The 10,353-nt window shown below is 73.2% G+C and carries 7 protein-coding genes; 3 read left to right on the plus strand and 4 right to left on the minus strand.

The genetic code is table 11. The features are described 5' to 3' along the window. Nucleotides 1-40 precede the first annotated feature (40 nt). Both Q7F20_RS08610 and Q7F20_RS08615 read left to right on the plus strand, forming a co-directional pair. Nucleotides 41-1,435, plus strand: coding sequence for a zinc-dependent metalloprotease (locus Q7F20_RS08610; protein ID WP_305739697.1), 1,395 nt, complete (start codon nt 41-43; stop codon nt 1,433-1,435). A 59-nt stretch (nt 1,436-1,494) separates the two neighbouring features. Continuing rightward, on the plus strand, nt 1,495-2,352 hold the full coding sequence (locus tag Q7F20_RS08615; protein ID WP_305739698.1) for a hypothetical protein: 858 nt from the start codon (nt 1,495-1,497) through the stop codon (nt 2,350-2,352). On the opposite strand, the gene Q7F20_RS08620 is transcribed toward Q7F20_RS08615, so the two are convergent. Together Q7F20_RS08620 and nudC are read right to left on the minus strand one after the other, a co-directional pair. Then, nucleotides 2,243-3,994: an ATP-dependent helicase gene (locus Q7F20_RS08620; RefSeq protein WP_305739699.1), complete on the minus strand. Its 1,752-nt coding sequence runs from the start codon at nt 3,992-3,994 to the stop codon at nt 2,243-2,245. The genes Q7F20_RS08615 and Q7F20_RS08620 overlap by 110 nt on opposite strands. Then, on the minus strand, nt 3,991-4,926 hold the full coding sequence (gene nudC / locus Q7F20_RS08625; RefSeq protein WP_305739700.1) for an NAD(+) diphosphatase: 936 nt from the start codon (nt 4,924-4,926) through the stop codon (nt 3,991-3,993). Before nudC ends, Q7F20_RS08620 begins: the two co-directional genes overlap by 4 nt. Nucleotides 4,927-5,035: 109 nt before the next feature. On the opposite strand from nudC, the gene Q7F20_RS08630 reads away from it, so the two are divergent. Next, nucleotides 5,036-6,034: a phosphotransferase gene (locus Q7F20_RS08630; protein ID WP_305739701.1), complete on the plus strand. Its 999-nt coding sequence runs from the start codon at nt 5,036-5,038 to the stop codon at nt 6,032-6,034. 128 nt (nt 6,035-6,162) lie between these two features. Here the strand turns inward: Q7F20_RS08630 and Q7F20_RS08635 are convergent, their stop codons facing one another. Both Q7F20_RS08635 and Q7F20_RS08640 read right to left on the minus strand, forming a co-directional pair. Beyond that, a complete protein-coding gene (locus Q7F20_RS08635) occupies nt 6,163-9,435 on the minus strand; it encodes an ATP-dependent DNA helicase (protein ID WP_305739702.1) in 3,273 nt (1,090 codons plus the stop codon). Next, nucleotides 9,432-10,353 (minus strand): PD-(D/E)XK nuclease family protein (locus Q7F20_RS08640; RefSeq protein ID WP_305739703.1); only part of this gene is annotated, 922 nt, incomplete at its 5' end. The genes Q7F20_RS08635 and Q7F20_RS08640, both read right to left, overlap by 4 nt.

Below are 10,353 nucleotides of genomic sequence, written 5' to 3' on the forward strand. Positions count from 1 at the left end.
CCCAGGCGCGGCCCCGTGAGCAGCGATTAGCGTAGTCGTCATGCCTGATGAACCGCAGCCGGGGCCGGACGACGACTTCCAGGAGATGCTCCGGAAGCTCCTCTCCGGCGAGGGACAGATCGACCCGTCGCAGCTCGCCGGTGCCGCCGGCCTGCCGAACGACCCGGCCTTCGTCGCGAACCTGATGAGCCAGCTGCAGCGCGCCGCGCAGTCCGGCGGCGACGGCATCGACTTCTCGGTCGCGTCCGAGCGCGCCACCGCGATCGCGCGCGAGGGCGGCCACCCCGTCGACCCCGCGACCTCGCAGGCGGCGGACCAGGCCTTCCAGGTGGCGGCGCTCTGGCTGGACGAGGCGACCTCGGTCGCCGAGCTCACCGCGACGCCCAGCCTCTACACCCGTGAGCAGTGGGCGAAGGCGACGACGCCGGTGTGGGCACAGATCGCCGAACCGGTGGCCCTGAGCATCTCGAACGCGCTGACCGAGGCCATCGAACAGCGCGCACCGGAGCAGCTCAAGGCGATGCTCGGCGACGTCTCGAAGGCGATGCGGGGCGTCGGTGGCGCCCTGTTCGCGATCCAGCTCGGGCAGGTCGTCGGGCAGCTCTCGAGAGAGGTCGTGTCCGGTGGCGACGTCGGTGTGCCGCTCCTCGACGAGCAGGTCGCCGCGCTCCTGCCGCAGAACGTGGCCGAGTTCGCCGAGGGGCTGGACGTCCCCGACGACGAGGTCCGGATCTACCTGGCCGTCCGGGAACTCGCGCACGCCCGATTGTTCCGCTCGGCCCGCTGGCTCCGGCTGCACATCATCTCGTCGATCACCGAGTACGCGCGGGGCATCCACATCCCGTTCGACCGGGTCGAGGAGCTCGCGTCCGAGATCGACCCGACGAACCAGGAGCAGCTCCGGGACGCGCTCGCGTCCGGTGCCCTCATCCCGCCGCGCACCGACGAACAAGAGGCAGCCCTCGCGCGCCTCGAGACGATGCTCGCGCTCGTCGAGGGCTGGGTCGACACCGTCACCGCGGCCGCCACCGAACGCCTGCCGAAGTCAGGGGCGATCGCCGAGATGGTCCGCCGCCGTCGCGCGGCGGGCGGGCCGGCCGAGTCCGCGTTCGCCACCCTCGTCGGTCTCGAACTCCGTCCGCGTCGACTGCGCGAGGCCGCGGCCATGTGGCAGCGGGTGACCGACGAGCTCGGCACCGAGCAGCGCGATGCACTCTGGTCGCACTTCGACGCCGTGCCGACCTCGGACGACATCGACGCCCCGGACGCCCTCGTGGCCCGGCTCCGCAACCCCGGACACTCCGCCGAGGACGACGAGTTCGACAAGGCGCTCGAGGACCTGCTCAACGACGCCACGGGTGACCGCCCGCGCGAGGACGAGTCCGGCAACGTCGACGAGGGCGACGCGGGCGACGACGGCGACGCTCCGAGGTAGTTCTCCACAGATCCGCTGATCCTGGCCCGCGGCGGTGTCCCGTCCGGCAGCGTGGGGGCATGGGCATCCGCATCGATCCGACCCTCGAGTTCGTCTGGCGCGACCCGAGCACCGTCCAGCTCGGGGTCGACCCTCCGCGTGCCGTGGTACCGGTCCCGAGCACGGCCGAGGAACGGTTCCTGTGCGCGCTCCGCCGTGAGACCGGCCGCGACGCACTCTCCGGGATCGCCACGGCGAGCGGGTGCGCACCGGGCGACGCCGCACGCGTCCTCGGTGACGCCTCGCCCGCGGTCGTCGACGTGCTGCCCGAACCACTCGCCCGCGTCGAGGTGCACGGAACCGGCACCCTGTCGGACGCGATCGCCGAGCTGCTGTCGGGCGAGGGCGTCACCGTCGCGCGCACGACGGCACCGCGCGGCGGACCGGTGACCGTCCCCGACGCGGATCCGCAGCTCGCCGTGGTGGTGGCAGACCACGTCGTCGACCCGGCCGTCCGCGCGTCGTGGACCCGGCGGGGCGCCCCGCACCTGCCGGTGGTCGTCGGCGACGGACGCGTGCGCCTCGGGCCGTTCGTCGTCCCGGGTGCCGGCCCGTGCCTCCAGTGCGTCGAGTACGCGCACGTCGACGACGACCCGTGCTGGCCGGCCATCGCTGCGCAGGTGTGGGGCCGCCCCGCGGCACCGCTCTCCCCCTACCGGATCGCGGCGATCGCCGCGGCGGTCACCCGCATGCTCCTCGAACGCCTGCCGTCCCGGACACAGCACCCCGACCCGGAGCAAGTGGTGTTCGAGCGCGACGACCTGTCGGTCAGTCGGCTCCCGGTGACGTTCCATCCGCGCTGCTCGTGCCGAGCGCTGCCAGGAACCGACTCGCCACCCGGGCTCCCCCACGCGTGGAACCCTGTCGCGACCACGTGACCGTCACCGAGCGACGGGCACGGGTCAGTCCGACGTAGAAGAGCCGCCGTTCCTCGTCGATCTCGGCGTCGGTGGTGGCGTACGAGATCGGGAGCAGTCCCTCGGCCGCGCCGATCACCAGGACGTGCGGCCACTCCAGGCCCTTCGACGAGTGCAACGTGGCGAGCGTCACGGCGTCGAGCTCGGGCTCGTGGTGCGTCGCGGCGCGGTCCACCAGGTCCTGGGTGAACTGCTGCATCGTCGTGCCGGCCGGAGCATCCTCCGCGAGGCCCATGATCGCCTGGAGTGCCTCCCACTGCTCCCGGACCGCCCCCGCGCCCTCGGGTGGCGTGGGGGTCCAGCCGCTCACCTGCAGCACGAGGCCGACCCGTCGGGTGAGCTCGTCGTCGGTCTGCCGGACGGCCTCGCCGCGCATGTGGTGCACCGCGAGCTTCACCTCGGGGCGGTCGAAGAAGCGTGTGCCGCCCTGGACCCGGTACGGGATGCCCGCGCGGCCGAGTGCCGACTCGACCGCGGCCGCCTGGGCGCCGAGGCGGTAGAGCACGGCGACGTCGCCGAAGGACGCGCCCGAGGCCGGGTCCGCCACCAGGGACGCGATCGTGCGCGCGACCGTCTGTGCTTCCTCGCCGTCGTGATCGCAGGCCAGGACCTCGGGCCGGGGGCCGGGCTCGGTGCGCTGTGCGACGAGGTCGAGCGCACCCGGTTGCCCGCGCATGAGTGCGTTCGCCGCGTGCACCACCTCGCGCGTGGAGCGGTAGTTCCGCTCGAGCCGCACCACGGAACCGCGGGGGAACTCCGAGCCGAAGCCGAGCAGGTACCGGCTCGACGCCCCGGCGAACGAGTAGATCGTCTGGCTGGCGTCACCGACGACGCAGACGTCGTCGCGTCCGCCGAGCCACGCGCGCAACAGGTCGTGCTGCACGGGCGAGACGTCCTGGTACTCGTCGACGACGAAGAAGCGGTACTGCTGTCGGACGTACGACGCCACGCGGGGTTCGGATTCCACCATGCCGAGCGTCGCGAGCAGGACGTCCTCGAAGTCGAGCTGCCGCCGGTCGTCCTTGAGTTGCTCGTACGCGCGCATGAGGTCGAGGACCCGACGCGGAGCGGTGTCGCGGGGCATGACCCGTTCGGCCGCCGCGGCCTCGTACTCCTCGTACGAGAGCATCTGGACCTTCCGCCACTCGACCTCGCCGGCCAGGTCGCGGAGCGTCGGGGTGTCCACCCGCAGGCCGATGCTGTCCGCTGCGTGCGCGATCATCCGACCCTTGGACTCGACGATCTTCGGCGCGTGACCGCCCACCGTGTCCGGCCAGAAGTAGCTGAGCTGTGCCATCGCCGCGGCGTGGAAGGTGCGAGCCTGCACCGTGCCCGCACCGAGGGACCGCAGCCGCGACCGCAGTTCGCCGGCCGCCCGGGTGGTGAAGGTCAGGGCGAGCACGTGGTTCGGCGCGTAGGTGCCGGTGGCGACGCCGTACGCGATGCGGTGCGTGATCGCTCTGGTCTTCCCCGTGCCGGCGCCGGCGAGGACGGCCACGGGGCCGAGCAGGGTGCGGGCGACGGTGCGCTGTTCGGAATCGAGGGCCGCGAGGAGCTCGTCCGGCGACGGCGGTCGGAAGGGCTCGGTAGCAGCACTGCTCACGGCAGGTCCAGCGGCCCGCCGTACCACTCCTCGATGATGGCGCGGGCGATCGACGTCTTCCCGGGCAGCAGGAGGGTGTCGCCCGCCCGCTCGCGGATCTCCTCGCGCGAGAACCAGCGGACGTCGAGGATCTCCACCCCGTCCGGCCGGGCCGTCGTCGGGTCCCCGTCCACCGCCCGGGCGCGGAACCCGAGCATGAGCGACGCGGGGAACGGCCACGGCTGCGAGCCGAGGTACTCGGGTTCCTCCACGCGGACGCCGGACTCCTCCCAGACCTCGCGCCGGACGGCGTCCTCGAGCGACTCACCGGGCTCGACGAAGCCCGCGAGCAGCGAGTACCGGTTCGCGTCCCATGCCGCGTTCGACCCGAGCAGGATCCGGTCGTCGGCGTCGGTGACCCCGACGATGATGGCCGCGTCGGTGCGCGGGAAGTGCTCGTGTCCCTCGGGGTCGCGGCGCACCCAGCCGCCGGTGACGACGTCGGTTGCGGAACCGGTGCGGGGCGAGAAGCCGTGCACGGCGTGCCAGTTCGCCATCGCCACGGCCTCGACCGCGAGGCCCTGGTCGCGCGGCGACAGCTCCGTGCCGAACATCCGCAGGCTCTCCCACGCGTCGTCGGCCGGTTCGATCCGCGCGGCGGCCTCGGCGTCGAGGAACGCGGCGACGAACCGGGTGCCGGCGGGCGCGTCCGGGGCGTCGGACACGGCGCGACCGAGGTACAGGGTCACCGCGTCGTCCGGCACGGCGTCGGCGGAGACGAAGCGGAGCGTGCCGTCGGCGTTCCGCAGCATCTCGGAGCCGCGGACGGGCAGGTACCGGGTCGACGGGTCGTCCCGCAGCACCCGGTCGAGGTCGTCCGTCGTGCGGAACTCCGCGTCGCGGTCGAGGTCGTTGCGGGAGAGGGGCAGCCTCGCGGCGAACTCGACGGTCACGGCAGGGGGCTCCTCGGGTCGGATCGGGTCGGCGGGTGCGGGAGCCCGGGCTGCCGCGGGCCAGCGTGGCGCACGCTCGACCACCGGCTGCGGACCTACCCTGAGGGGCATGGCGGGATCCCAGTTCACTCTAGCCGCGTTGGCGACCACGGCCGTCTCAGGCCTCGTCGTCACGGGCACGCGCACGCTCGGCTCGGCCGCGTCCGGGGACTACGAGTCGGCCGTCCTCCGCGACGCCGACGGCGCCTGGTCCGCGATCCGCCGCCCCCGCAACCAGCGGGCCGAGGCCCGACAGTCCGCCGACCTCGTCGCGATCCGGGCGCTGAGCGCCGGCATCCGCACGCGCCTCCCGTTCGGCGTCGCCGAGTACCGCGGGCAGGCGCCGATCGGCTCGACCCGCGCCATCGTCACCTCCTACCTGCCCGGCGCGCACCCGACCCTGCGTGACCTCGTCGAGCGGCCGGACCTCGGGACGAGCGTCGGTCGCGCGATCGCCGCGATCCACCAGCTGCCCACGAGCTTCGTCACCGATGCAGGCCTGCCGTCCCTCACCCCGTTCGAGGTGCTCCGCTCCGCCGTCTCCGTGATGGACCGCGCGGTCGCCACGAAGCTCGTCCCCGCGGCGCTGAAGGAGCGGTGGGAGGGCGCGGCGCGCGACCAGCAGCTCTGGCAGTTCACGCCCACCGTCGTGCACGGTTCGCTCGGCACGGAGACGATCCTGGTCTCCGGCGACGACGTGTCCGGTGTCATCGACTGGGGCGAGCTGCGGCTCGGCGACCCGGCGAAGGACCTCGCGTGGGTGCTCGCCGGCCGCGCGGACGCGTTCGACACCGTCCTCAGCGCCTACGAAGCGAACGGCGGCGGTCGCGACCGCCAGCTCGCGCAGCGCGCGCGGGTGCACCACGAGCTCGAGACGGCGCAGTGGCTGCTGCACGGCGTGCAGGTGAAGAGCACCGAGGTGGTCGACGACGCGGTCGCGATGATGCACCGGCTGGTCGACGCCGTCCAGACGCCGAGTGCGGCACCGCTGCAGTCGGTCTCGCCGGAGACGATGGAGATCGGCGAGGTCGAGCAGCTGCTGTCGTCGACGGAGTGCCGGCACGGCTGACGAGCGTCGGCCCTGGAGGCGCGGCTCGGCCCCGCCCCGTCACGGCCGTTCCTGAGCGGGTCACGTCCTGTCGCGAGCCGCGTCCCGTTGCGGGTCACGTGCCGTCACCGGTCCGTCGCGGCCCGGGGTCAGCCGATCGCGTCCCGCCAGGCGCGCTCGAGTCCGGCACGGTCGAGGAGTTCGCGCGGCCGGACCTCGAGGTCGTCGGCGACGAAGTAGAACACCGCGTCGACCTCGTCGATCGGACGCCCGGTGAACTCCGCGTAGGCGACCCGGTACAGCGCGAGCTGCAACTGCCGCTTCGCCAGGTCGTCGTCACCCGACGGGGCCTTGCCGGTCTTCCAGTCGACAACCTCGGCCCGGCCGTCGATCTCGTACACCGCGTCGAGCTTGCAGACGACGCTGTGGCCGAGGAACGGGATGTGGATCTCCCGCTCGACCTCGATCGGTGTCAGCTGTGCCCACCGCGACCGGGGGAAGGTCGCCTGGAAGTCGGCCAGGCGACGGGCGTCGTCGTCCGTGACCGCGACGTCGGCCGAGGCATCGACCACGTCGTCCGGATCGAGGTCGAGCTCGTCCGGCCACGCGTCGAGCGTCTCGAGCGAGCCGCCGCTGCGAGCACGCTGCTCGACCCACTGGTGGAAGAGCGTCCCGAGGCGGGTCGCACGGTACGGCCGCTCCGGCATCGGTCGGCGCAGCCGCTCGGCGACGGCGTCCGGTTCGGCGAGGTAGTCCTTGAAGCCGGACGCCGGGACACGGTGCGGCACGACCACCCGGTGCCGGGCCGACCGGTTCGCGGCGCGCTCGGCGAGCAACAGGTCGATGTCGGCACTGAACCGACCCGCTGCGCCCGGGTTCGCGTTCCGCACACGGTCGGCGGCGGCCACCACCCGGGCGGCGCGCTGGCCGAACGGCACGTGCGGCCAGGACTGTGACGCACCGGCGTCACCGAGGGGGTTCTCCTCGTGTTCGGTCGCCTCGGGGACGGCGGCGGCGTCCACCACGCCGGCGTCGACGAGGTCCCGCAGGTACCGACTCGGCTCGGTCGGCCGGACCCCACCTGCCCAGAACGAGCCGGAGACGAGCAGGTCGTGCTTCGCCCGGGTGAGCGCGACGTACGTGAGGCGGCGCTCTTCGTCCTCGTTGCGGGCCTTCACCTGTTCCTTGTAGGCGTCGATCGCGAGCGTGACGTCCTTCTGGGTGTCGTGCCCGCGCCAGTCCAGCCGTGGCAGCTCGTCGGCGTCGCCGCGGAACTCGTACGGCAGCCGACCGAAGCCGATCCACCCGGACGAGCCCTCTTGCGGGCGGGCGGGGAGCGCGCCCTCGACCAGTCGGGGAACCGCGACCGCGTCCCACTCGAGGCCCTTCGACCCGTGGATCGTCAGGATCTGCACCGTGCCGGCCTCGGGCTCCTCTGAGCGGGGACCCATGTCGTCTCGACGGGCAGCGGCGTCGATCCAGCCGAGGAACGCACCGAGGTCGGCCCGGTCGTCCGTCGTCACGAAGCCCGCGAGCTCGTCGATGAAGGCGTCGAGGAACGCCCCGCTCCCCTGCTCGTGGGCGGCGACCTCGATGTCGAGTCGCATCTCCTGCACGACGAGCGTCACGAAGTCGACGAGGTCGCCGCTCGCCCGGGACCGGAGTGCCTGCAGCTGGCGGCCGAGTTCGCGCATCCGGCCGCGTCCGGTATCGCTGATGTCGGCGAGCGCGCCGTGCTCGTCGGGCGCGGTGGCGACGAAGTCGAGCGCGTCGACGATCGAGCCGTGCTCCCCAGCGGCGACGGACGCACGGAACGCGGCGGTGACCTCGTCGTCGAGTCGCTGCTGGGTGTGGTCGCGGCCGAACAGCCAGCGTGCCAGGGCGTGCAGGGCGGCGATGTCCGCGGCGCCGATCCGCCACCGGGCTCCGGCGAGCAGTCGGATGAGGTCGTTGCCCGCGGCGGGGTCGTGCAGCACGCGGAGGCACGCGACGAGGTCGACGATCTCCGGGCGCTGCAGCAGCCCGCCGGTACCGAGCACGTGGAACGGCACACGACGGTCGCCGAGGGCGGCGGTGAACGCAGCGAGGTCCTTCCGCGAGCGCAGCAGGAGGGCCATCGAGCCCTTCGGATCGGCGGCGCGGCGGGCGGCGAACCAGTCCGCCACGGCGGCGGCCTCGTCCGGGAGGGTCTCCGGGAACACGGCGTGGACCGTCCCGGCGTCCGCCCCGGGTCGGGGGACGAGGCGCTCGACGTCGACTTCGGACGCCTCGGACAGGGGCGCGACGACGGCGTTGGCGCCGGCGAGGACGTCGACCGGGTTCCGCCAGCTCGTGGAGAGCGCGAAGGTGACCGGGCGGGTGGCGTCGGCCCCGTCGTCATCCGGCCCGCCGAAGTCCCGCGGGAAGCGGGCGAGGTTGGCGGCGCTCGCCCCGCGGAACCCGTAGATCGACTGGTGCGGGTCGCCCACCGCCATCACGGGGTGCCCGCGGAACAGCCGCGCGAGGAACCGCGTCTGCACCACCGAGGTGTCCTGGTACTCGTCGAGGAGCACCACGCCGTAGCGCTGGCGCAGGTCGGTGACGACGCGCGGTGCCGACTCGGCCGCCGCGAGGGCGAGGGCGATCTGGTCGGAGAACTCGACGAACCCGCGGTCGACCTTCTGCCGGCGGAACTCCTCCACCAGGTCGACGAGGGGTTCGAGTGCGCCGATCGCGGCGACGGCGTCGGTGATCGCCTTGTACGCGCCGCCTCGGGCGTTCCCCGGCAGCTGGAGCAGTTCGGCGAACTCGATGGCGAACCGACGCAGCCGCTCGGGCTCGACGAGGTGCTCGGACACCGCGCCGGCGAGCGACACGACCGCCGCGGTCACGGTGTCGACGTCGCGGTCGAGCCCGGCCAGCCGGTCGTCCCGTGCCGCGACGACCACCCGGCGCGCGAGCTGCCAGGCGGAAGGCTCGGTGAGCACCTGGGACTCACCGTCGCGTCCGACGAGCAGTGCGTTCTCGCGGAAGACGGAGTTGGCGAACGCGTTGTAGGTGGACACCGTCGGTGCTTCGAACGCGTCACCGGCCTCGAGCAGTCCGACGTCCTCGAGCGCGCGGATGCGGTCGTTGATGCGGACCGACAGCTCACCGGCGGCCTTGCGGGTGAAGGTCAGCCCGAGGATGCCGTCGGGGCGGACCATCCCGTTCGCGAGCAGCCAGACGACCCGCGATGCCATCGTCTCGGTCTTCCCGCTGCCCGCTCCCGCGACGACGAGTGCCGGGGCGAGCGGTGACTCGATGACGGCGCGCTGCTGCGGCGTGGGCCGCGGGCGACCGAGCGCATCGGCGATCGCGTCGGCGCCGTGCCGGGGCGGATCGACGCGGTGCGGGTCGACCGCGACGGCGTCGTCCGGTCCGAGCAGCTGTTCCTCGTTCACCAGGTCACCTCGCCCACGACGTGGATGCGGCACTCGACGCCCGTCCGGGCCTTCTCGCAGTGGTCGTCGACGTTCGCCAGGAACGTCCGTCCGGCCATCCCCGTGGCCACGGTGTGCAACCGCTGCCGGTACGCCTCGCGCGCATCGTCGTCGAACGCGTGCTGCGTCCGCTCGGAGTAGGCCTTGCCGCTGCGGGCGTTCTGCACGAAGACGAGCCGGGCGTCGGCCATCGGCGAACCCGCGGGCACGCCCTCGACCGCGCCGTCCTCGACCGCGAGCTGGTAGGCGCCGAGCTGGGGGTGCTCGGGCATGTCGTTCTTCTCGCTCGGCATCCAGCGCCCGGTCTTCAGGTCGACCACGCTGACCCGGCCGTCGGGGTCGACCTCGATCCGGTCGATGCTGCCGCGCATCCGTGCCGGTCCGGTGACGAGTGCGAACGAGGTCTCGGCGCCGAGCAGACGGCGTCCGGCGCTGGCGAAGGTGCGGAGGTAGTCGCTGAGCCCCTCGATCATGCGCCGCGTGCGGGCTCGTTCGCGGTCGGCGATCCACGGCGACTCGAACGTCAACTCGTCCCACCGCCCCTCGACGTGCTGCCACAGGGACTCGACGTCGACGGCGGTCGCGTGCTCCATCGCTTCGTGCACGATCGTGCCGATGCCCATCGCGGGACTCGGGGCGCTCCCGCCGAAGGTCTGCACGAACCAGTGCACGGGGCACTCCTCGAAGGTGCCGATGCGGGAGGGCGAGACCGACACCGTCGGGGGCACGGGATCGCCGCCCTCGTACTCGGGTACCGGCTCGGCGTCGAGGTCGACGAGCGGGTCGTCGGTCGAGGGCTCGGCGAGGCCGTACCAGTCGTCCGGCGCGGCGCCGGGGACGTCGGCCTCGGCGAGGCGGGCGAGTGCGGATGCGGCCTCG

It is taken from the genome of Curtobacterium sp. A7_M15, assembly GCF_030705415.1.
In the GTDB taxonomy this organism is placed as follows: Bacteria; Actinomycetota; Actinomycetes; order Actinomycetales; family Microbacteriaceae; genus Curtobacterium.